Annotated in this window: 22 protein-coding genes and 1 pseudogene; 17 read left to right on the top strand and 6 right to left on the bottom strand. The window is 61.4% G+C overall.

Annotated elements, in window-relative coordinates; translation table 11 throughout:
* The first annotated feature begins 52 nt into the window (after positions 1-52).
* From M1R55_RS18470 to M1R55_RS18440, 7 genes are all read left to right on the top strand, one after another.
* Positions 53-562, top strand: a complete 510-nt coding sequence (locus M1R55_RS18470) for a DUF3105 domain-containing protein (RefSeq protein ID WP_249394394.1) — start codon at positions 53-55, stop codon at positions 560-562.
* Positions 532-1,149, top strand: a complete 618-nt coding sequence (locus M1R55_RS18465) for a DUF305 domain-containing protein (RefSeq protein ID WP_249394393.1) — start codon at positions 532-534, stop codon at positions 1,147-1,149. The genes M1R55_RS18470 and M1R55_RS18465 overlap by 31 nt, the downstream gene beginning before the upstream one ends.
* Positions 1,142-2,029, top strand: a complete 888-nt coding sequence (locus tag M1R55_RS18460; RefSeq protein ID WP_249394392.1) for a cation diffusion facilitator family transporter — start codon at positions 1,142-1,144, stop codon at positions 2,027-2,029. The genes M1R55_RS18465 and M1R55_RS18460 overlap by 8 nt, the downstream gene beginning before the upstream one ends.
* 11 nt (positions 2,030-2,040) lie before the next feature.
* Positions 2,041-2,424 (top strand): hypothetical protein, encoded by a 384-nt coding sequence (locus M1R55_RS18455; protein ID WP_249394391.1) that lies wholly within the window; start codon positions 2,041-2,043, stop codon positions 2,422-2,424.
* A gap of 17 nt (positions 2,425-2,441) precedes the next feature.
* Complete coding sequence (locus M1R55_RS18450) at positions 2,442-2,819, top strand: metalloregulator ArsR/SmtB family transcription factor (RefSeq protein WP_249394858.1); 378 nt, start codon at positions 2,442-2,444, stop codon at positions 2,817-2,819.
* Between the two features lie 20 nt (positions 2,820-2,839).
* A complete protein-coding gene (locus M1R55_RS18445; RefSeq protein ID WP_249394390.1) occupies positions 2,840-3,229 on the top strand; it encodes a hypothetical protein in 390 nt (129 codons plus the stop codon).
* A 66-nt stretch (positions 3,230-3,295) separates the two neighbouring features.
* Positions 3,296-3,754, top strand: coding sequence for a hypothetical protein (locus M1R55_RS18440; RefSeq protein WP_249394389.1), 459 nt, complete (start codon positions 3,296-3,298; stop codon positions 3,752-3,754).
* Positions 3,755-4,065: 311 nt separating this feature from the next.
* Here M1R55_RS18440 and M1R55_RS18435 read toward each other — a convergent pair whose 3' ends face one another.
* From M1R55_RS18435 to M1R55_RS18420, 4 genes are all read right to left on the bottom strand, one after another.
* Positions 4,066-5,490: a hypothetical protein gene (locus tag M1R55_RS18435; protein ID WP_249394388.1), complete on the bottom strand. Its 1,425-nt coding sequence runs from the start codon at positions 5,488-5,490 to the stop codon at positions 4,066-4,068.
* 168 nt (positions 5,491-5,658) lie between these two features.
* Positions 5,659-5,862 (bottom strand): isoprenylcysteine carboxylmethyltransferase family protein, encoded by a 204-nt coding sequence (locus M1R55_RS18430; protein WP_249394387.1) that lies wholly within the window; start codon positions 5,860-5,862, stop codon positions 5,659-5,661.
* Between the two features lie 348 nt (positions 5,863-6,210).
* The gene (locus M1R55_RS18425; RefSeq protein ID WP_249394386.1) at positions 6,211-6,918 is read right to left on the bottom strand and encodes a metal-dependent transcriptional regulator; all 708 of its coding nucleotides are present in this window, start codon (positions 6,916-6,918) and stop codon (positions 6,211-6,213) included.
* A gap of 66 nt (positions 6,919-6,984) precedes the next feature.
* The gene (locus M1R55_RS18420) at positions 6,985-7,578 is read right to left on the bottom strand and encodes a TQO small subunit DoxD (protein WP_249394385.1); all 594 of its coding nucleotides are present in this window, start codon (positions 7,576-7,578) and stop codon (positions 6,985-6,987) included.
* A gap of 392 nt (positions 7,579-7,970) precedes the next feature.
* Here M1R55_RS18420 and M1R55_RS18415 point away from each other — a divergent pair, with 392 nt between their 5' ends.
* From M1R55_RS18415 to M1R55_RS18405, 3 genes are all read left to right on the top strand, one after another.
* Positions 7,971-9,134, top strand: coding sequence for a multicopper oxidase domain-containing protein (locus M1R55_RS18415; protein WP_249394384.1), 1,164 nt, complete (start codon positions 7,971-7,973; stop codon positions 9,132-9,134).
* Positions 9,131-10,318, top strand: a complete 1,188-nt coding sequence (locus M1R55_RS18410) for a ZIP family metal transporter (RefSeq protein WP_249394383.1) — start codon at positions 9,131-9,133, stop codon at positions 10,316-10,318. Before M1R55_RS18415 ends, M1R55_RS18410 begins: the two co-directional genes overlap by 4 nt.
* Before the next feature lie 258 nt (positions 10,319-10,576).
* Positions 10,577-11,065 (top strand): TlpA disulfide reductase family protein, encoded by a 489-nt coding sequence (locus M1R55_RS18405; RefSeq protein ID WP_249394382.1) that lies wholly within the window; start codon positions 10,577-10,579, stop codon positions 11,063-11,065.
* 81 nt (positions 11,066-11,146) lie between these two features.
* On the opposite strand, the gene M1R55_RS18400 is transcribed toward M1R55_RS18405, so the two are convergent.
* Positions 11,147-11,779, bottom strand: a complete 633-nt coding sequence (locus M1R55_RS18400) for a hypothetical protein (RefSeq protein ID WP_249394381.1) — start codon at positions 11,777-11,779, stop codon at positions 11,147-11,149.
* 306 nt (positions 11,780-12,085) lie between these two features.
* Here M1R55_RS18400 and M1R55_RS18395 point away from each other — a divergent pair, with 306 nt between their 5' ends.
* Positions 12,086-13,648, top strand: a complete 1,563-nt coding sequence (locus tag M1R55_RS18395) for a bifunctional UDP-sugar hydrolase/5'-nucleotidase (RefSeq protein WP_249394380.1) — start codon at positions 12,086-12,088, stop codon at positions 13,646-13,648.
* A gap of 61 nt (positions 13,649-13,709) precedes the next feature.
* Here M1R55_RS18395 and M1R55_RS18390 read toward each other — a convergent pair.
* Positions 13,710-14,496 (bottom strand): annotated as a pseudogene (locus M1R55_RS18390) (IS982 family transposase).
* Positions 14,497-14,812: 316 nt separating this feature from the next.
* Between M1R55_RS18390 and M1R55_RS18380 the strand changes: the two are divergent.
* The 6 genes from M1R55_RS18380 to M1R55_RS18355 all read left to right on the top strand — a co-directional run bounded on the left by M1R55_RS18380 (position 14,813) and on the right by M1R55_RS18355 (position 21,430).
* Positions 14,813-15,295, top strand: a complete 483-nt coding sequence (locus M1R55_RS18380) for a DUF6110 family protein (RefSeq protein ID WP_249394379.1) — start codon at positions 14,813-14,815, stop codon at positions 15,293-15,295.
* Positions 15,296-15,406: 111 nt separating this feature from the next.
* On the top strand, positions 15,407-17,440 hold the full coding sequence (locus M1R55_RS18375; RefSeq protein WP_249394378.1) for a heavy metal translocating P-type ATPase: 2,034 nt from the start codon (positions 15,407-15,409) through the stop codon (positions 17,438-17,440).
* Between the two features lie 319 nt (positions 17,441-17,759).
* Positions 17,760-18,368, top strand: a complete 609-nt coding sequence (locus M1R55_RS18370) for a DoxX family membrane protein (protein WP_249394377.1) — start codon at positions 17,760-17,762, stop codon at positions 18,366-18,368.
* Positions 18,369-18,786: 418 nt separating this feature from the next.
* The gene (locus tag M1R55_RS18365; protein WP_249394376.1) at positions 18,787-19,731 is read left to right on the top strand and encodes an aldo/keto reductase; all 945 of its coding nucleotides are present in this window, start codon (positions 18,787-18,789) and stop codon (positions 19,729-19,731) included.
* Positions 19,728-20,501: an SDR family oxidoreductase gene (locus M1R55_RS18360; RefSeq protein ID WP_249394375.1), complete on the top strand. Its 774-nt coding sequence runs from the start codon at positions 19,728-19,730 to the stop codon at positions 20,499-20,501. Before M1R55_RS18365 ends, M1R55_RS18360 begins: the two co-directional genes overlap by 4 nt.
* Entirely contained in the window at positions 20,501-21,430 is a 930-nt protein-coding gene (locus tag M1R55_RS18355; protein ID WP_249394374.1) for an NAD(P)-dependent oxidoreductase, read from the top strand. Before M1R55_RS18360 ends, M1R55_RS18355 begins: the two co-directional genes overlap by 1 nt.
* Positions 21,431-21,507: the final 77 nt, after the last annotated feature.

Here is a 21,507-nt window from a genome sequence, read left to right as displayed (position 1 = left end):
CCCGGCTTGGCCGGACATTCTGCCTCACCCTCACGTGAGACTTCAAGGAGTCATGATGAACACACAACGTTGGATGGTTGCCCTGTTGCCCCTGCTGCTAGCTGCTTGTTCCCAAAAATCGGGAGAGATCGAGGGCGTCAAATCCTTTGAGAACAAGGGAGGAGACCATCAGGAAGGACGGGTCAGTTACACGCAAACGCCGCCTGCAGGAGGGGCGCACAATCCGTCCTGGCAAAACTGCGGCGTCTACGATCAGCCGCTGTATAACGAGTACGCGGTGCACAGCCTGGAGCACGGCGCGGTCTGGATCAGTTATCAGCCCACCCTCGCCAGCGAGCAGGTCACGCAACTCAAGCAGCTCGCCGAAGGCCGGACACACACGCTCGTCTCGCCCCATGAGGGTCAGGATTCGCCGGTGGTCGTGACGGCGTGGAACAAGCAGCTGGCCGTCAAGGACGCTTCTGACCCGCGCATCAAAACGTTTCTCGTCAAATACGAACAGGGTGGAGAAGCCCCGGAGATCGGAGCCTCGTGCAGCGGCGCGTACAACGGTACGGTGTAGCGGCCGCCGTTCTGGTGACGGGGTTGGCCGTGGCCCTGACTTGGCCCCGGCTGCCCGGCCCGGACAGCGCCGACGTGCGTTTTGCCCGCGACATGAGCGCCCACCACACTCAGGCGGTGACCATGAGCGTGACCTTGCTCAAGCGGGCGGCTGATCCGGCCGTGAAACTGCTTGCGCAGGACATCACCCTCACGCAGCAGGCTCAGATCGGACAGATGAGCGGCTGGCTGATGGCCTGGGGTCACCCGCTCTCCGGGCCAGAAGCGCCGATGGCCGGCATGAACCGGGAAGCGATGGGCCTGGCCACTCCTGAAGAGGTGCAGCAGCTCGGCACCGTCCCCGTGGCGACTGCCGAACGGCAGTACTTGAGCCTGATGCGGGATCATCACCTCGGTGGGGTGGCCATGGCCCAGTCGGCACTCAGCCGCGTCAAGCGGTCAGAAGTTCGGGCCTTTGCCGAGCGGACGGTCGTGGCCCAGACCAGCGAAGTGCGGGCCATCGACGCCCTGTTGGGCCAACGGGGGATGCAGCCCTCCGTCCCGCGGCCCGCCGGCTCAATGCCCATGGAGCAGATGAACCATGAGTGAGTCACACAACCATGGACGGCAGGCCAACGCCCGGCAGTTGACCGCAGCACTCGCTCTGACCGGCAGCTTTCTGGTGGTCGAAGTCATTTACGCGTTCATTTCCGGCAGCCTGGCCCTGCTCTCGGACGCGGGTCACATGCTCACGGACGTCATGGCACTCGCGCTCTCCTTGCTGGCCCTGCGAATCGGTGCCCGCGCCGCTGACCGGAAGCGCACCTTCGGCTACCGCCGGGCGGAGGTGTTGGCCGCTGCTGTGAACGCGGGGGCCCTGTTTGCCATCGGGCTTTACATCCTGGTGGAGGCGTACCGCAGGCTACAGGAGCCTGTGGACGTGCAGACCACACCGATGCTGATCGTGGCCGTCCTGGGCTTGATCGTGAACATCATCAGTGCCCGGTTGCTGGTGCGGGGCAGTGGCGACAGTCTCAACATGAAGTCTGCTTACCTCGAAGTGATGGGCGACCTGCTGGGGTCGGTGGCGGTCATTGTGGGGGCCCTGTCGATCCGCCTGACAGGCTGGACGTGGCTTGATCCGGTGCTGGGTGCCTTGATCGGTCTGTGGGTGTTGCCCCGGACGTGGGCGCTGCTGAGAGCCAGCGTGAATGTGCTTCTGGAAGGTGTACCAGAGGGCCTCGACCTGGACGCCTTGCGGAGCGAAATCGCGGGTGTGCCTGGCGTCACCGAAGTGCATGACTTGCATGTCTGGAGCGTCACCACCGGAGAGCACAACCTCACCGTCCACCTGGTCGTGCCCACGTCTCGTATGGGGGTTCAGGACGCCGTGGAGCTCATCGCCGAACGGTACAGCATCGAGCACGTGACTCTCCAGCTGGAGGAAGCCAACCGCCATGGGGCGCACGCCGCCCACCTCCATCCTTAAAGGATCTGTAGATGATTGACCTTTCGCAAGTGCCCGAACTCCCCACGCGTCCTGTGTGGCGCTCGGTGCTGAAGAGCATGCTGCCCATGACCCTGCTGCTGGGCGGCGGGTGGGGCGTCACCCGCTGGAACAGCCCCTTCCCGTTCGGCGCCAGCACACCTGCCTTGGCCCTAACCGGTCTGGACGAGAATGGCCGTCCTGTTGACCTCGACCTACTCGGGGGCCAGACCGCCGCTGTCGTGTTCAGCTTGTTACATGAGCCTCATGGTTGCCCGACCATGCTGACCGCTTCGGAAAGGGTGATGCTTGCCCTGCCTGCCAACCAACGCCAGGTGGTCTGGGATGAGGCCCAGTTGACGGACGTTAAGCCCGGTGTCTGGGCGGTGACGCTGTGACCTTGGCTGGATTCTCCATGCGCTATGGTGTGCTGGTGAGAATCGGTTCTCAAAAACAGGAGGACAAGAGCCGCGTCACCGCTGATGTCGTGGCCCTGGTGCGTGCCCAGCTCCCGGATCAGGCCTGCGTCGCCGAAGCCAGCGCCCTGCTCAAGCTGGTGGCCGATCCGACCCGTCTCCAAATCCTGAGTGCCCTGCACGTTCAGGAGCTGTGCGTGGGTGACCTGGCGGCCGTGATCGGTCTTTCAGAGAGCGCCGTCAGCCATCAACTCCGGCTGCTGCGAACCCAGCGGCTGGTGACGTTTCGCAAAGAAGGCCGTGTGGTGTACTACCGCCTGCTCGACGAACACGTCACCGGGCTGATTCAGAACGCGCTGGAGCACGCCCAAGAATGAGGCGTGCGTGGGTAGTTGCCGTGGCTGCCCTGGTGGGCCTGGGTGGCTGGTGGGTGCTCACCGAGCGCCGCTGGCAAAGCCCACTGTTCTGTATCGAGCGGCCCGGGACGCTCTGGAACGGGCTGGCGCCTCTACCCGCCGGGTTCACGCCGGAATGTCCCACTTACAGCCGCAGTTACCGGGAGGAAATCCGGGCGGGACTCAGCCGCGTGGAAATGTACCGGGTCGCGGGCTGGCAGCCTCAGGCGCTCTTGCCGCTGTTCCAAACCGCGGGCTACCGGCAATTGACCGACGATCCCATCGCGCCGGGCAACTACGCGGCCTTCTTGGGACGCGCGGGAGCGGAACTGCAGTATCTGGCCGCCCGTGAGGGTCAAACGACCCTAATCACCATCAGCGGCAAACCCTGATCAGAGCACAGATCACCGCATCAGCACAGACCGTCTGGTTGAACTTGCCAGACTCAGGAGCTTGCCATGCACGTCACCTTGTCGGTCATTCTTGATGCTCCAGCAGCCCGCGTGTGGCGAGAAGTGCAGACCAGCCGCCTGCTGGAATATGTGGCGTCTCCCTTTCAGACGTTTGAACCAGTGCAGCCTTACATGCTGCCGCAGATCTGGCGCACGGGAACGTACCTCGTTCGGTTGAGACTGGGCGGCCTCTTGCCTCTGGGTCTCCAGTGGATCGTTATTTCGTTTCCGTCCTCCGCCGTGGGGTTTGAACTGCGGGATCAGGGGCGGGGTCACCTGGCCCGGACGTGGGATCACCGCATCACCGTGCAAGCTCTCCCTGGTGGACGCACCCGGTACACCGATGCAGTGGAGGTGCGGGCTGGGCTCTTGACGCCCCTCGTCTGGGGATTCGCGCAGCTGTTCTACCGCCATCGGCAACGGCGGTGGCAACGCTTGGTGCGCAGCGGGTTTGGGTACACCTGAGGTGCAGTTGGAACGCATGACCGGTGGGCTACTGGTTCGAGCAGACTGATCTTGCCGCTCCTATCGACACGTTGATTTGGACAGCCTGTGGAGGCGTCGTCCCGGAGAGCCGTGACGCACAGCGGATCAACCTCGCCCGCTGTTATGCACTGCGTTGAATGATAAATTCCACGTCTGAGACAGTGAAAACAGGTGCCGGTGCATGTTCTTGACCTCAGCCGCATTCCGCGCTATCTTTAAGAAATCAAAGGCGACCTCCACGGGTCGCCTTTCTTCATTAGTCTGCATTGGCTTGATCGTGACCAGCTCTCTCAGCGGGTCAGTGACCCCCCGAAGGCAAAGTCGTCCTCGACTCCGGCAAGCTCCAGACTCGTCTCTTGCTCCGTGCTGGCCGACCTGTGGCTGCCTTCTAAGCGGCCATACAGGCTGCCGTCGGCCCGGCGCAGTTCCCCCACCCACCGCACTTCTGGTATCGGATAGCTCAACTGCGGCCGCAACTCAATCCCGAAAGCGGTCGCCTTAGCCGTGAAGGTCAAGGGCTGATCATCAATGCGCGCCTCACCGGTTACGTGGTACTCCGACTTGGAAACCCAGGTGGCTTTCGCGTCCAGTCGCAACTGCTTGAACGGCCCTTCCTTCCGCCAGCTCAAACCGTTCAGCTGCTGATACGCCAGGGTTCCCCCGAAGCGGTTCAGGACGGCGCCCGGCAACAACAGGCCGGAATACGACGGCTCCTGCGAGATCTGGGCGGTCACCTGCCCGTCTGATACGCGAACCGTTCCAAGTTGCCCCCCACCTTGTCCTCCAGCGACTTTGAACGTCAGTGTGTCGCCATCGACCCGCAGCTCGGGGACCGAACACGACCCCGTCTGAACCGTGGTTCGCAATGTTCCGTCCGCCCGGCGCAACTCGATGGCTCCGTCTTCATACGCCAAGGCCACCCCGTCGCTCAGAGGCGCAACTGCGGTCAGGTAGCTCAGGCCTCGCTCTGGCGTCAAGCCACACCCCAGAGGATGCAGGGCCTGACCATTGAGGGTCTGGCCCGTGTCATTGGAGATCAACGACACGCGTTCCACACTGCCCCCTGAGGACTTGACCCACCGTCGGAGGATCAGCCAGCGAAGATCCCCTCCCCAGTCGGCACGCGCATCACTCGGCAGTTGACGGAGCGCTTGCTCGACTTCGGGGCGCAGGGGAATGACCTGGCGCGTCCGGGGATCGAGCAGCTGCCTGGACATCAGGGCGAGGCGAGTGCCGTCGGCGCTGAGCTGCAACGCATCCCCATTCAGAGGAGGTGTCCAGCGGTCCAGTTCCTCGAGGGTCAGGGGATCACGTTCCACCACCCAGGAACGGCTGGACTGCACTTCAATGCTCAGCAGGCGGGCTGGACGGGTGCCTGAAGCTGCCAGGAAGCTGAAATTGCGCGCATCACTCGACCACACCACCCGGCGCACCTCCTGGCCTGTGCGTTCATCCAGTGCCACGAGATGCGCCGTGGCGCGGGGCGGCTGAGCACTGTCGGCCCGCCACGACAAAGCCTGTTCGCGGCGGAGCAGGTACAGCTGTCCTCCCCCGGCGGTGAGGGGTTGCCAGGTCACGGCGGAGGTCAAGGTGCCCTGCCAGGTGCCGTTCAGGGCGGCGGGACCATCGGGGATCTTCAAGGGTTCCGGCGTGGTGGACGGGCAGGCGGTCAGGAGGCACAGGGAGGCTGTCAGGGGGAAGAGCAACCGCTTCATGCCTGACGATAGCAGCCGGTGGGGAAGAGCGAGAACGCAAGTGCGCGTCTTTATTCAAGGCCACCAGCACACCCCTCTGGGCTGAGTGGCACGGTTCAGGCCGCGGGAGCCGGGTTCTCAGGGATTGGGCGACAGCTCTCGAAATGCTCCAGGCTTCTCAGGCACCTTTCACAGCCAGCGGCGAACTTGCTGTTGATACTGCTTGTAAGCCTGCCCATGTGCTCCGCTGAGGTAGGCTTCCTCCAGGCGAACTTGAATCTGCATCAGCAGTTTTCCGGCCACCAGAATCGTCAGCGTGACTGCAAGGGGTAACACCAGAAACAATCCGAGCAAATTGAGCCGCATGCCCAAAAAGATGGGGTTGCGCGACAAGGAGAACGGCCCCTTCCGGATGAGGGCGGGAGCCGTGGCGTGGTCAATCCCGATCCGCCAGGAGGAACCCCCATTGCCGCCTGCGCGACCGCGATCCAGACGAGCGAGGTCATCAGAAGAATTCCCCCGAGCTGTTGGGCTTCCGGGTGAATCAAGGCCAGCAGACCGGTTCCTGGCGCTATGAAGTCCAAAACGTGTATTGATGAGGCGGTCTGTGATGCTAACTCCGCTTCATGCCACCACACCCGGAAAAGCATCGGGTGCGGCTCCCTATCCTGGAGTTGGTCGTTGTTCCTTCTCCCAATGGTCGGATATCAAGCTCCACACGAGAGCTTTCCATCGGAATCACTAGAAAACGCCAGTCTGTCGCGCGCGTTGGGCTTCTACCTCTGAAGCTGCGTCGTCCTCAACCCATATCCCGTCTGCTACGACGGTACTCAGGGCAAACGGCTCTCCTTCGGGATGACGAACCCGGATGGTACCAAGCGAATTCACCGCGAGTACTTCCAGCTGGATCCCAGGAATGACCCCTAGGTCTGAAAGAGCCATCAGACGCGATGGATCATTCTGAGACAGCCGGCCAACACGGACCATCTCGCCAGCACGGACACTCACCAGCGAGCGTGTGGCTTCACGCGGCATGACCCCAATCAACGAGGGAATGGGATCCCCGTGGGGGTCATGCGTGGGCGCTCCGAGAGCGGCAAACAGGCGCGCTTCAAGGGCCTCTGATATATGGTGCTCTAGCCGGTCGGCTTCCTCATGCAGTTCTTCGAGAGGAACGCCGAGCGCGTGGTGCAAAAAAGCTTCAATGATCCGGTGGTGACGCAAAATCTCCAGTGCGATTGATTCACCGGATTCGGTGAGCTGAACCCCTTTGTACGCCTGATAAGCAACCAGTTGAAGCTCGGACAGGCGCTTGAGCATGCCTGTTACTGAGGCGGCCGTGATGCCAAGCGTTTGAGCAATGTCCTGCGTTCCCGCTTTTCCCTCACGAGAAAGAAGATAGATCGCTTTCAAGCAATCTTCCGACTGTGGGGTGAGTCTGTCACGCACGTCCTGATGGTAGCGCAGTCCCCTGAGGTTCTTAGGGACTGCGCAGCCTCCTTTCTTCAAGCGTGACTACTCAGTAGGAGGGGTGGATATGGCGGAACAGGTAGAAGAGAGGCTTCGAGCTTCGTCTTCAAAATCTACACGTGCCGGCTGTCCTGCTGGAACAGGTCTAAAATAAGCATCTATGCTGATCTTCCTTGCGCTTCTCCAGCCGATAAGAAGCACGAATGCAGCAGTGTAAAGGAAGAGGCTGATCTCATTCATGTTGCCAGAAAGAATGAAATTCATATGCATAAACAAACACACAATGATCGAAGGTAATGCGTAAAGCCCAATAAGGATCAATAATCCTGCGGTTACCTGCGCGACGGGAATTGCATAGTTAAACAGTAGGACATGATCTAACACAAAGTTCTTTAGAAAGTATCTGTAGGGTTCCATGACGTGTGGCTTTTCAATTGCTTCCAGCAGGTATTGCTGCAGGAACACTCCAGGCTGACTCCACCAGTGTTTGTCGATTTCTTTCGTAATGCCGGCCATGACCCAAGCCAGGCCATACACGACTCTCAACAGGACGAGAGAAGAGTGAGGCAGGTGAGCGAGAGCAGTGCGCACTAACGTCCTGAGTTCAAGAGTCTGATGATTAAGTGTTCCTGGGGTCATATTGTCCTCTTTCTTGCAGGGGGATTTCGAACTCTGGCTGCCGATTCGGCAGTGGGATCAGGGCTCTGATGCTGTAACTGCACATTCCAGATCATCTAAATTAGGATACACAAATAAAATAGTTAGGGCACCCTAAAAAGTCAAGACGGGAGTCTGCTGGCCTGCCAGCTCACGGCCTCTACGGGCCATAGTCCTTGAGATTCACAACGTTGGTGCTGTTCTTTGGGGCCTTTAATCCCCTAGAAATCAAGGTTGAAAACAGAAAAAGTGCTTCAGCAAAGTGGGGTGTAGCTTTCCCCAAAAATAAAGTAAGAAAGAGCTTGACTTTTTTTTAGGCAGACCTAATATATAAGTATGTCTTTCATGCGTTCCTTTTTTCGGAGCACCTCAAAATGAGCCGCTGGTTCCAATCGCTCCTCTCCCGCCGGGACATCCTGCGGGTGGGCGCCGGCAGCGCCGCCGCCTTGGTCGGTGCTCAGGCCTTCGGTCAAGCGCCCATGCCCGCTGGGATGGATCACTCCCAAATGGCGGCGGCACCAGCCACCCCACCCGCCACGCCTAAAGGTCATGGCGGGCACGGCGGCAACCTAATGGTCGGCACCGTGGATCACGTCCGCAACGGTTTTGACCCCATGCAAGTGCTGACCGACTGGGACACGGGCAAAGTCAGCCGGCTGCCGGGCGGCCAAACCCTCCGCGAGTACACCATCACCGCGCAGGAAAAAGAGATCGAGATTGCGCCAGGCATCTTCTTCCCGGCCTGGACCTACAACGGACGGGTGCCCGGGCCGACCCTGCGCTGCACCGAGGGCGACCGGCTGCGGATTACCTTCCTAAACCACAGCTCGCACCCGCACACCATTCACTTTCACGGGGTACATGCCGCCGAGATGGATGGCGTCCCCGGCGCAGGCCCTGGTGAGATTCAGCCCGGCGGAACGTTCGTCTACGAGTTCGACGCCGAGCCGTTCGGGTGCCACCTTTATCACTGCCACGCGACCAGCCTCAAGCGCCATGTCCACAAGGGCATGTACGGCGCGTTCATCGTCGATCCCAAAGGGGGGCGGCCGCCCGCCCGCGAATTCATGATGCTGCAAAATGCCTTCGACACCAATTTCGATGGTGGCAACGAGGTCTACGCGGTCAACACCGTGGGCTTCGAATTCGCGCGCCGGCCTATCCCGGTCAAGAAAGGCGAACTGATCCGCATCTACTTGATCAACATCATTGAATTCGACCTGATCAACGGCTTTCACCTGCACGCCAATTTCTTCAACTACTACGACACTGGTACCACCCTTGATCCCACCAGCCGCATCGTAGACACCATCACGCAGGGGCAGGGCCAGCGCGGCATTCTGGAATTTCGCTATAAATTCGCGGGCCAGTTCATGTTCCACCCGCACATCAGCGAATTCACCGAGTTGGGTTGGATGGGCCTGTTTAACGTGGTCGAGGGGGCCAACTACGCTGCCGCCCTGAAAGAAGTGGGGCTGGACGCCGCCTGGGATCGCCGCGCCACGCAGGGCAGCACCGCCAAGGGGCAAGGCGTATGAGCACAGACATTCCGGTGAAGACCGCGAGCGCCAGCAGCCTGTGGGGCCTGGCCATCCTGCCCATTTTGCTGCTCGGGGCCGTGCTTGCTTACCTCGTCGCAACTGGCGGGGGCCTGAAGTCGTTGACTGGGCCGCCCATTGAGCAGGTCAACATTGGCCGCATCACGCTGCCCGAGCGCGGCGTGATGCGGGTACAGGTCGTCAACGATGGCCCGCAGGCCATGACCATTCCGCAGGTGATGGTGGATGACGCGTTCTGGGCCTTTACTGCGGATCCTCCCGGCCCCATCCCGCGCCTGGGCTCCACCACCCTGACTATTCCGTACCCGTGGGTCGAGGGCGAGGCACATAAGATAGCCCTGCTCAGCAATCTCGGCAGCATCTTCGAGGCCGAAGTTCCAGTCGCAACCCTGACGCCTCAACTCGACGGCAGCCTGTTTGTCCGCTTCGGGTTGGTCGGCTTGTACGTCGGTGTGGTACCAGTGCTGCTCGGGATGCTGTGGTTTCCGTGGATGCGCCGCCTGAGTGGCGGGGCCATGAACTTCATTTTGTCCCTGACCGTGGGCCTGCTGGTCTACTTGGCGATTGGCACCTGGCTCGATGCCCAGGAGTTTGCAGCCGCTTTACCTGCCTTCTGGCAAGGCACGCCCGCCGTAGCCCTGATTGCCCTGTTGTCGGTCGGCGTGTTGCTGGCCCTTGGCGGCAAGCGCAAGACGGACGAGCAGCCGCTGGGTCTGTCGTACCGGATCGCCACGGGGATCGGGCTGCACAACCTCGGAGAAGGCCTGGCCATCGGCGCGGCTTTTGCCCTCGGAGAAGGCGCGTTGGGCACGTTCCTGATCTTGGGCTTCACGCTGCACAACATCACCGAGGGCGTGGGCATCGTGGCCCCGTTGGTCAAGCGCAGCCCGGGGTTGGGACAGTTCGCGCTTCTCGCGCTGGTCGCAGGCGGCCCGGCGATCTTGGGCACCTGGATCGGGGGCTTTGCCTTCAATCCCGTCCTGGCCACCATCTTCCTGGCGATCGGACTGGGGGCCATCCTGCAGGTGATTTGGGAGGTGGGCCGCTTGGTGATCCGCAACACCGGCAAACTCGGCCTCCCGGTAGCGGGCTGGTCAAACCTCGGCGGTTTCACCGTCGGCGTGGCCCTCATGTACTTCACGGCGTTTCTGGTCAAGTTTTAAAGCGGCACGGCCCAGTGAAGCAAGGTGGATTCACTCAGGCCGCACGAGATCCAAGACGGATGCGCGCATCTTCCCAAAGCCGCATGTGCTGAGCCGCGTCGCCCCAGAAGGCCGAGACTCTTGATCTTCAGGATCCAGTTCACTGAGTTCACCCCCTCACATCAGTGAACTGGACAAAGGCGGAATGTTTTTGGTAGCGATAGACACCGGCCCGGAGGCGCGGTCATGTTACGGTGAGGACATCGTTGAGGAGACCCCATGAAGCGTGTACTGCTTGTGCTTGCGTTGGCTGCCTTTGGCTCTCCTCTATCGTTGGCCGGTGGAGGAGTGGGGCCTGCGCTGCAGGTGGCTCCAAACTTTACTTTCACTGATCTGAGCGGTGAACAGTTCAGCCTGACCAAGTTGCGGGGCAAGGCTGTCATTGTGCTATTCGGTGATCTCCGCTGCGCCTCCTGCCGAGAGAATGACCAACTGCTCCGTGGTTACCAGCTGGAATACCTGAGTCACGGGCTGGTGGTGATCAGTCTCTACCGTGCGGCCACGCCACAAGAACTTCAGCAATACGACGCACAGTTTAATTTTTCCGTCTTGACTGGCGCCCTGCCGAGCCGAGCATTGGCCGAACAGTACGGCGCCTCTACTCTTCCCACATCGGTCTTCATTGACCGCACTGGAACCATCCGGGGGATCCGGCGTGGCCTTCTCAGTGAGGCGCAGCTCCTGCAGATGCTGCAGAGCCTCATGTGATCCCACAGCTTGGTGCAACACCCTGTGGCTCCACCCAGCTCGGCAGCTTCTCTGGAGGCGTGAGCGTTCACAGCCTGTGGGTCAAGGTCTGAGGAGAGGTGAGCTGAGTGAGGCTTGGTCGGCTTCCTCAGCCGCAGAGGGAACCTCAGATTCTTTGGCACACAACTCCACCAGCCGCCCGGCCAGTACGGCGGCGTCGTTTCCTACACCGCCCAGCAGCGCCGAGGCACGTGAACGCTGCCAGGACAGGCCTAAGAACATCGGCCCGGGCAGTGGGGACACGCCCTCCAGGTGTTGGGGCCGGCCCTGACTGTCCACAACTTCGGGGGGGAGCCAAGTGGAGTCTGGACGAAATCCGGCGGCCCAGACGACGGCGTCCACCGGGTGGGCTTCACCCCGATCGGTGTACAGCTGCCTTCCCTCCGCCTTGACCACTCGGCGGAGCAGCCGCACTCGGCCTGCCCGGGCCTCAGCGCGGAGAGAGGTGCCAATCACAGGATCCCGTGCCCGCAAGAACCGGCCTAAGCGGGAAGCCGAGCGAACGTTCAACAGCTTCAGGCGCTCGAGCACATCCAAGAGATCTCGCCCCAACACGCGTTGCGGCAGCGTGAAGGGGACGTGGCCCAGCGCCACGCTGAGTGGTGCCGTGGTCTGGCTACACCCTGCGATGGGGGCTCCGTCTGGGGCTGGTTCGAAGTCGGCGTGTGGCGACACGGGAGTGCTCTTCGGCCTCCGAGGGAACGGGCTTTGAGAGCGGGAAGCACGTCTATGAAGTGCACCGCGTCAACCCGGCACGGCAGCCGCAGAAGACCACTTGCTCCGGCGTTTCGGGAGAGTAGAGTAGACCGCGGGCCCTGCTCAACCAGGGTTCGTTTTTCATTCGGGGGCGTCCATTGGGGACGCCCTTTTGCTGCAGCGGAGCACGACAGATCCGGGTGGTCACTTCGCTGTCCCGTCTACACGGGGATACTTGCCACTTCCGAACGTTCCCTTGACCAAGCACCCGTTAGAATGTGACGTATGACCCTGACCCGTTCCCTTCTCTTGACCGTCAGCCTGCTGGGCACTGCTTCAGCCGCGCCCCTGACCCTGACGGTGCTGCACACCGATGACCTGCACGGCCGGTTGGAGCCCACCACCATTGGACAGGCGACCTACGGCGGGTATGCCAGACAGGCCACCTTGGTCAAGCAGTTCAGCGCTCAAGATCCCAACCCACTTGTTCTCTCGGGCGGCGACACGTTTCAGGGCACCTTGTTTTACAACGTCTATAAGGGCTTGGCTGACGTCTTGTTCATGAATCTGATGGGGTACAAGGCGATGGCCGTGGGCAACCACGAGTTCGACGATGGCCCGGAAGCCCTGGCCAAATTTGCTCAGAAAGCGACCTTTCCGCTGCTGGCCGCCAACATCGACATCAGCGCCGAGCCGCTGCTCAAGGATTTGGTCAAGCCCTATGCGGTGCTAACGGTCGGCGGCGAGAAAATCGGTGTGGTGGGCGCGGTCACGCCTGACCTGCCCCTGATCAGCAGCCCCGGCCCGAACGTCAAGATGCTGGAACTGATGACCAGCCTCAAGGGCAGCGTCACGGCGCTGCAGGGGCAAGGCATCAACAAGATCATCTTGGTCTCTCACCTCGGCTACACCCTGGAGCAGGAAGTGGCCCGCACCGTGCCGGGCATTGACCTGATCGTGGGCGGCCACAGCCACACGCTGCTGGGCACCTTCACCAACAAGGATTTTCCGGCCAGTGAAGGGCCGTACCCCACCATCGTCAACAACCCGGACGGCAACCGCACGCTGCTGGTGGCCGCTTGGGAATGGGGCAAAGTGCTGGGCCGCCTGAAAGTGACCTTCAATGACGCTGGAGCTGTCGAGGCGTGGGAAGGCAACCCAGTGCCCGTGACCGCCGACATTGCTGAAGACCCCACTGCCAAACGCATGATCGAAACGCTGAGTGTGCCGATTGCCAACCTGCGCCGCCAAGTGGTTGGACAAACGGCAGCGGGGCTGAACGGCAACCGCGAGATCGTCCGCAAGCGCGAGAGCACGATGGCCAATGTGCTGGCCGATGCCAGTCTCGCGGCGGCTCAGCGGGCCGGAGCGACCATCGCCTTCGTGAACGGCGGCGGCGTGCGCGCGAGCATCAACCCCGGCCCGATCACCTTTGAAGAAGCCATCACGGTGCAGCCGTTCGGCAACTCATTGTCTGTTCTCGACCTGACGGGCGCCCAGATCCGGGCAGCGCTGGAACACGGCGTGGCCACGTGGAGCGAGAACAAGGGCCAGTTCCTGCATGTGTCCAAAGGCGTGAGCTACACCTTTGACCTCGCCAAGCCTGCGGGCAGCCGCGTGACGGCCGTGACGCTGAACGGGCAGCCGTTGGTTGACACCCAAACCTACAAGGTCGCGATGAACAACTTTACGGCGGGCGGCGGCGACGGGTTTACCATGTTCAAAGGGGCCAAGCGCCTGGACACCGGCACGCTGGACGTGGACATTTTGGTCAACTATCTGAAGGCCAGTCCTGCGGTCGATGTGCAAAACGAAGGCCGCATCGTGATCGTGAATGAACCCAAGTGAGCGCTGACTGACGGATTACGTTGTCTTAAATTACCGCGAATAGGGGTTGACAGGTCAGCGATCAGCCACTGAGGTCAGTGAATTTCAGGTTATGTGCGAGGACGCCCAAGGCGACCTTCAACCGGAGACTGAGGAACGTCTTCACCTGTCCCCAGCGCACTCCCGCACCAACGAGAACAGAGAAGGCCGACTCGATGCACTTCCTCGCGGCTCCGTACTCTTCTTTCCAACGTGGATCAATCTGTTTCGCATTTGCCTTTGGAGGGGTCAAGCACGTTCCAGACTGATACCCCTTGTCTCCGATCTGTTTTGGCCCGCTGTAAGCGGGCCAGTCCCTAAACACCCTCGCAGAGCACGCTGAAATCGTGCTCATTCGCAGGACGAATCTCGTATTTAACGATCTTGCCGTTCAGCGCACTCCAAGCGTGCAATTTGAAGCCGTACACCGGCCCAGCCGTGCTGAACCCATGACGAGCCCCTCGAAATTTACATCGTGGCGCTCGCTTGAAGGTCGAAACAGGGAGCGGCTGTGAATCCACAGCGACGAAGTCCAGACGCTGGACTTCGGTGGCCAGTTGCTCGACGACCGGGGTCAATCGAGCGAGCCGGATTCGGGCTTGCGGTTCAGAAGGAAAGTGCGGAAAGTGGTTTAGCTTCAGAAATTGCCACCACCGGCTGAAATAGGGCACCTTGTGCAGTTTTTGAAGCAGCGCGACGGCCACGAGGTCAGCGTCCGAGATTTTCTCGTGTGGATGGAGCAGTTTCGGTGGAAGGTGAGGGGCGATCCAACGACTGAGCAGGGTGACAGCGGTAGAAAGCGATTGTAAAGTGAGGTCGGGACGGCCCATAACACCGTCCCTTTCGCATGTTTTGCTCTACAGGTCAACCCCTATTCGCGGTAAATTGGCTCGCGGTAGACGAACGTCAGGGGTGGCTTGAATTTCAAGCCACCCCTGCCCTGATCATTAACTACGTCTGGAACGCTCGTTTCCGGTTAATTCGTCTGGTTTGGTGCAGGTTTTTAATGTGGGCGTGCTGGCTCAGAAATTCCTGTGCTCGTCTCCGCCCTTTAAACCCCTGCTGACTTCGTTCTTGAGGCGAGCCAACGCGGTAGCACCAAGCGGTGCCAGGGAGTATGTTGGCTGCACCCCAGCGGAGGAACCCATGTCGGATCACAAGCAGAACATTAAAGTTGAGGTACCCGAAATCAAAATTATTGCCCCAGAGAGTCGAAACGATGGCGCGGCCTACAGAGGGGGCGCGGGTCAGCGTCGCCGGGCACCACAGCTTCAGATGGCCCCCACGACCAGTGCCTTTCTGGGCGGCCTGCTGGTCGGGACTGTGGGCCTCAAGCTGCTGGGCAGCCGCGATGCCAAGCGGCTGTACGCCCACCTGATCGCCGGGGGGATGAAGATGAAGGATACCCTGGACACGTCCGTCGAGGGCGTGCGCGCCTCCTACGACGACGTGATGGCTGACGCCCGCACCATCTACGAAAAAGACCGCAGCGAGCAGAAAAGCCGCGAGTATGCGGACTTGAGCGGAGAGGGTGAGCACAACGCCCCCGATCTCGTGGACGCCAAACTGGTCGAAGAGAGAGCTCCAGCCCGCAACACGACAGACGCCGAGGACACCGGCAGCCAGTGAGCTTGCGTGCGTTTTAGGGTTGAGCACAGCGGGCCGGGCCGTTTAAGAGTTTCGTCGAACTGTCCTTTCGGCCCGGCGGGCCGAAAGGTCTTACGCGAGCGGCTGCTGGACTTGCCAGGCATCACGCGCGTGACGGTCTACAAGTACGGCAGCGGTTTGGTTCTCGACTACAGAGGCTCACGCGCCGCGCTCCTGAACGCACTGCAACGCCTGGAAGTGCTGGACCTTTGCCAGGATGCCAACGACATCGGCACCGCGCCGGAAGAACGCGAACTGTTCGACGTGTTCTACGAGGCGGCGCTGCGCCGGGCGCTGACACACACGCTGCTGCCGCCTGTCGTGCGCGCCCCGATCACGTTGATCAAATCATTGGCCTTCATTCCTCCCGCCCTGCGCGCCTTGCGTCAGCGCCGCCTGACCGTGGAAGTCCTGGACGCCACCACCATTGTCGTCTCGCAACTGATGGGCGACTTCTCCACCGCGTCCTCCATTATCTTCCTGCTGAATCTGGGCGAGGACTTGGAAGCGTGGGTCGAAACCCGTTCGCGAGAGCGACTGGAGGGCAGCCTGTCGTTCCTCAGCCACAGCGCCTGGGTCATCACCGAGAGCGGCGGGCTGCACGAAACGGCTCTCGCGGACGTGCGGGTGGGAGACCACGTCAGTGTCACGTCCGGCCGGGCCATTCCACTGGACGGTGAGGTGCTGCGTGGGCGCGGGATGGTCAACGAATCGACCCTGACGGGTGAGCCGCTGGCGGTGCATAAGACGGTGGGCGATGCCGTGTACGCCAGCACCGTGGTGGAAAATGGCGAACTGATCCTGCGCGTCACCAGCCTCGCCACCGAGAACCGCATCAGCCAGATCGTGCGCCTGATCACCGGGGGCGAGGATTTCCAGTCCCCGCGCCAGCGCCTCAATCAGACCCGCGCCGACGCGCTGGTGGCCTACAACTTCCTGGGGGCCGCCATCACCTATGTTCTGACGCGCAGTGTGACCCAGGCGCTGCTGTTCCTGCTGGTGGATATCTCGTGCGTTCTCAAGATTTCGACCCCCATCGTGGTGATGACCGCCATGCGGCAGATGGGCGATCAGCAGGTGCTGATCAAGGGTGGGCGCTTCATCGAGGAATTCTCGCAGATGGACACCTTCGTCTTCGATAAGACCGGCACGCTGACCACCACGCGCCCGATGGTGGTGGACCTGTTGACCTTCGGCGACTTCTCGCGTCAGGCGGTCATTCGGTACGCGGCGTGCTTGGAAGAACACTATTACCACCCCATCGGTCACGCGGTGGTGGAGCAGGCCGAACGCGAGAACATCGCGCACGCCGAGATGCACGGTGAACTGACGTACATCGTGTCGCACGGCATCCAGTCCGAGATTGACGGCAAGCGCACCGTGATCGGGAGCCGCCATTTCGTGATCGAGGACGAGGGTGTGCCTATCACCGCGGAGCAGGAGGCGGTCATCGCCGAGCAGGCCCAGCGGTACCACCTGCTGTACTTCAGCATCGATCAGCAGTTGGCGGGCGTGTTCTGCATTGATGCGCCGCTGCGCCCGAATGCCCGGCAGGTCATGGACACGTTGCGGGCGCAGGGCAAGCATCTGGTGATGCTGACGGGGGATCAGCAGGCCCGTGCTGGGGAACTGGCTGCCGAACTGGGGATCGGGGAAGTCCACGCTGAGGTCTTTCCCGAAGACAAGCACCTGTTTGTGCAGCAGCAGCAGCAACTGGGCCGCCGGGTGGTGATGGTGGGCGACGGCATCAACGACAGCGCGGCCTTGCATGCCGCCGACATCGCCGTGGTGATGGCCGAGTCCGCTGATCTGGCGCAGCAGGTGGCCGACGTGGTGATTCTGTCCAATGATCTCGGCGCACTGACCGAGCTGGACCACATGAGTCGGGGGCTGGAACGGCAGTTGACCGGTTTGTATACGGGGATCATCGGCGTGAACGGCGGGTTGCTGGCGCTGGGGCTGCTCAACGTGCTGCCCGGCAACCTGCTGGCCTTGCTGCATAACGCCTCCACCATCGGGTTCTCGCTGTACGGCCTGAGAGATCTACAGGTGGAGCGGCCCGCGTTGCCGAATGAGGGGGAGTCGCTGGCAGCATCTGAACTGCGCCAGAGAGCATCCGGAGATTAGCCACGGTGGTATTGAGGATACGTCTGGCACGATGAAAAGGTGCGATTGACAGACGAGCAATGGTCGGCTGAGATGCTCAGCTGGGTCAGCCTGGAGGGCCGTACAGTTGGACGCCTTAGCGCAGCGAGTGGCAGGTTTGCCACGGTGAATGAAGTGACGTCTGCTGACCTGAGATCGTCGCCCGCGTCGGCGGTATGAGCACCCTCTCCACTGCATTTTTCACTCATTCAATTCACACTTGTCCTAGAGGAACATCCGAAGCGCTACCGTTTGCATATACCTCCATACGAAAGGGGACGATGTCCCCTCTGGAGGCCCTATGAGCGCAATCGAACGCACCACCCAAGAAGCCCAAGCGACCCCATCCACTGCTCGACCCACCCCCTCGTTGGTGGCCCGCCTCAATCTCTTGGACGCCCGGTTGGTGGGCTGGTGGGCTCGGCACGGCATTACCTTGCTGCGCTGGTCCCTGGGCCTGATTTTCTTCTGGTTCGGAGTTCAGAAGTTCTTCCCAGGGCTGAGCAGTGCCGAAGGGTTGGCCACCCGCACCATCTCCGTGCTGACGTTTGGACTTGTCCCGGCGCACGTTAGCCTGCCCGTGCTGGCCATCTGGGAATGCCTCATTGGTCTGGGCTTGTTGACTGGACGGTACTTGCGGCTGACATTGCTTTTGCTGTTTGCTCAAATGGCGGGCACGTTTCTCCCTCTGCTGTTTTTTCCGGCAGAGACGTTCAACCTGTTTCCTTGGGCGCCCACGCTGGAAGGGCAGTACATCATCAAGAATCTGGTGTTGGTGTCGGCTGGGCTGGTTGTCGGCGCGACCACCCGGGGCGGGAGCCTGATTGCCGATCCCAAAGCCGCCCGGGTGGCCGAACACACGGAAGCGCTGCACCGCCGCTTTCGTCGCCGCTTCCAGCGCGAGCCCTGAGCCTCACGGCAGAGCTCCGTCAATGGCCCGATTTTGGATGATCGGGCCATTGACGTGTTCATGCTCGGGGAAAATGTTCCCTGTGAAGACCGGACTGCTGGCCAACTTGGAACTGTTGTGACCACGATCAGGGGAGACGGAAGTTGAGCTTCACCCGCTCTTGCGGGCGAAGCGTCATGCCGCCTGTCTCCGGCTCACGAGGTGCAGCAGATCGCGGAGCGTTGTCGCGAGGTGGCTGGGCCCAGCCACCAACGTTCGTTCCCATCTCTCCGGCCATGAGTAGAGCTCACGGCGCAACTGGACGGTCACACCGCACCGGGCCTTAGGCTTTCTTCACGACACTGCTGCAAGGACACAACGCCTTTCCCACCGTCTAAGGTGAGCCCACACCACCTTGATGCAGTGAAAGGAGCTATCTATGCACCACCGTCAGCTGGGGAAATCAGGCATTCAGGTCTCTGAGATTGGGTTTGGCGCCTGGGCGATCGGGGGAGATGCCTGGGGCCCGGTCGAGGACAGCGCCTCGCTGAGTGCCATGGAGCGTGCACTTGACCTAGGCGTCACCTTCATCGACACCGCAGACGTGTACGGGAACGGCCACAGCGAAACACTGGTCGCTCAGATCCTGAAAGGCCGCCGTGACCAAATTATCGTGGCCACGAAAGGCGGCCTGATGGGCCACCATCGCGATCCGCAGCAGGAGCCGGTCTATGATCGTCCTGAGAAAATTGTTGCGGCCTTCGAGGCCAGCCTCCACCGGCTGGGCACCGAGTACATCGACGTCTATTTCGATCACATCTGGTGGAACAACCCACGTGAAACCGAAGCGTTCCTGACGGCTTTTGCCCAGCTGAAACAAGCAGGTCGGGTGCGGGCCGTCGGCGTCTCGACCGATGACTTCGCGTATGTGCAGCAGTTCAACCAGGGCGGCACCCTGGATGTGGTGCAGCTTGACTACAGCCTGCTCAACCGCAAGGCCGAGCAGGCTATTTTGCCGTACTGCCTGGAGCATGGAATTGGCGTGGTGGTGCGCGGGCCCCTGAGCAAAGGCATGCTGACCGGAAAATTTAGCTCTGAGACGCAGTTTCCAGAGGGAGATGTGCGCCACACCTGGCCGCAGGAGGCCTGGTATCAAACACAACTCGACCAAATGGAGCAGCTGCGGGTGTTGTCCTCCGCCGACCGCTCTCTCGGTCAACTGGCCTTGCAGTTTGTCCTGAACCACCCAGCGGTCTCGGTGGCCATTCCCGGCGGCAAGACCCCAGAGCAGGTCGAACAAAACGCACGGGCGTCCACCCGCCCCCTGCTCACCGAACAAGACATCCGCCAGATTGAGCATGTGACCCCAGGCGCCTGGGGATGACAGCGCAAAGCGGTGTGGCGCCGACGGCGCTGTCCGGGCAGGTGGCCCTCGTGACGGGGGCCAGCAGCGGGCTGGGCCGCGCCACCGCGCTGGGCCTGGCCCGGGCAGGCGCAGACTTGATCCTACTCGCCCGCAGTGAGACTGACCTCCAGGCCGTGGCCCAGGACGTTGAAGCGCTGGGGCGGCGGGCGCTGGTCGGCTCGGTTGATCTGGCCTCCGGGCCGGCGTTGACCGAAGCCGTGCAGCAGGCCATCCAATCTCTGAGCGGCCTGGATATTTTGGTGAACAATGCGGCCACAGACGTTCCAGGGTCAGTGCTCGACCTCGGTGTGGAGGAGTGGGATCACGTGCTGGACGTCAACCTGCGTGCGCCCTTTCTGTTGGCCAAAGCGGCGTTCCCGCACATGCAGCGGGCGGGACGCGGCACGATTATCAACGTGTCCTCGGTGGCGGGGAAACGGGGCTGGGCCAACGCGAGTGCGTACTGTGCCTCGAAATTCGGGCTGACCGGCCTCACGCAGGCCTTGGCCGCTGAAGGCAAACCGCACGGGATCCGGGCCTGTGTGGTTTACCCGGGCGGCATGGCCACCAGCTGGGGCACCTTTGACGCTCAAGCACGCGCAGACCAGAGTCCGCCGGCCGCATCACCCACAGACGCCCTTGCGCCGGAGCGGGTGGCCGATCTGCTGGTCTGGATGTGCGCTGCGCCGCCAGAACTGGTGCTGAACGAGGTCGTGGTGACACCTCTGAACGAGGGTGGGTGGCCCTGATGAGAGTCTTGATCACGGGTGCAGGGGGGAGTCTGGGCCGGGTGCTGGCACCGGCCTTGCAGGAGCACGGGTATACCCCGGTATTGATGGATTTCCGGCCGCTGGACACCCCGTACGAATTCATTCAGGGAGACGTGACCAGCAAAGCGGAGGTGTTCCGGGCGGCCGAAGGTGCAGACGTGATTGTCCACGGCGCGGCGCTGCACGGCGTTCACCTCCGCGATCATTCTCGGGACGAGTTCTGGAAGCTCAACATGGAAGGGACATATCATGTCTATGAGGCCGCCCGGGAGCACGGGATCGGGAAAGTCCTGTTATGCAGCACGATGGGCGTGTATGGGGCAAGCATCACCGTGCCTGACGACAGTTTTGCCGTCGTCACGGAGGAGTTGCCTTGCTTGCCAGGAGATTTCTACGGGCTAACCAAGACGCTTGCCGAGGAACTGGCAAGCTTTTACAGTCGTGTCCATGACATCCGAACCATTTCGTACCGTCTGGGCATGTTCGTTCCCGAGACCTTTGTGCGTTACGGCTTCCGGCTGCTGAAGGGTGGAGTGGACGACCGGGATGTGGCTGAGGCGTTTGTGCTGGGAATGCAGAACGACACGATTTCATGTGACGCGTTCAACATCATGGCGGCCGTTCCGTTCTCACTCGAACAGTTGCCGTTGTGGCGCGAGAACCCGAGGGCGTTGGTGGAGGCTCAGTTTCCCGGCATCTCAGAGTTGGTGGCCCAACGCGGAGAAAACATCGCTGATCTGCTGGAGGCTTGGGGCCAAGTGTATTGGTCGATCGAGAAAGCCAGGGCCGGGCTGGGGTACCAACCCCGATTTAACTTTGCGGAGTTTTACTTGGCACTGAAATCGGGGAACGAGGCGCACTACCCCTTCGCGAATCTGCCCTGGTGGGGGGTGCCTGAGCAAACTTGACAGGGGTGGCACCTGCACTGTCCTGGAAGACTCTCGACCCACTGGGCTGAACAAGGAAGGACACCGAAAAGCAAGCG

This window comes from Deinococcus sp. QL22, from assembly GCF_023370075.1.
Lineage (GTDB): Bacteria > Deinococcota > Deinococci > Deinococcales > Deinococcaceae > Deinococcus.
The sequence above is the reverse complement of the archived record's forward strand: the minus strand, read 5'-3'. Positions and strand labels throughout refer to the sequence as shown.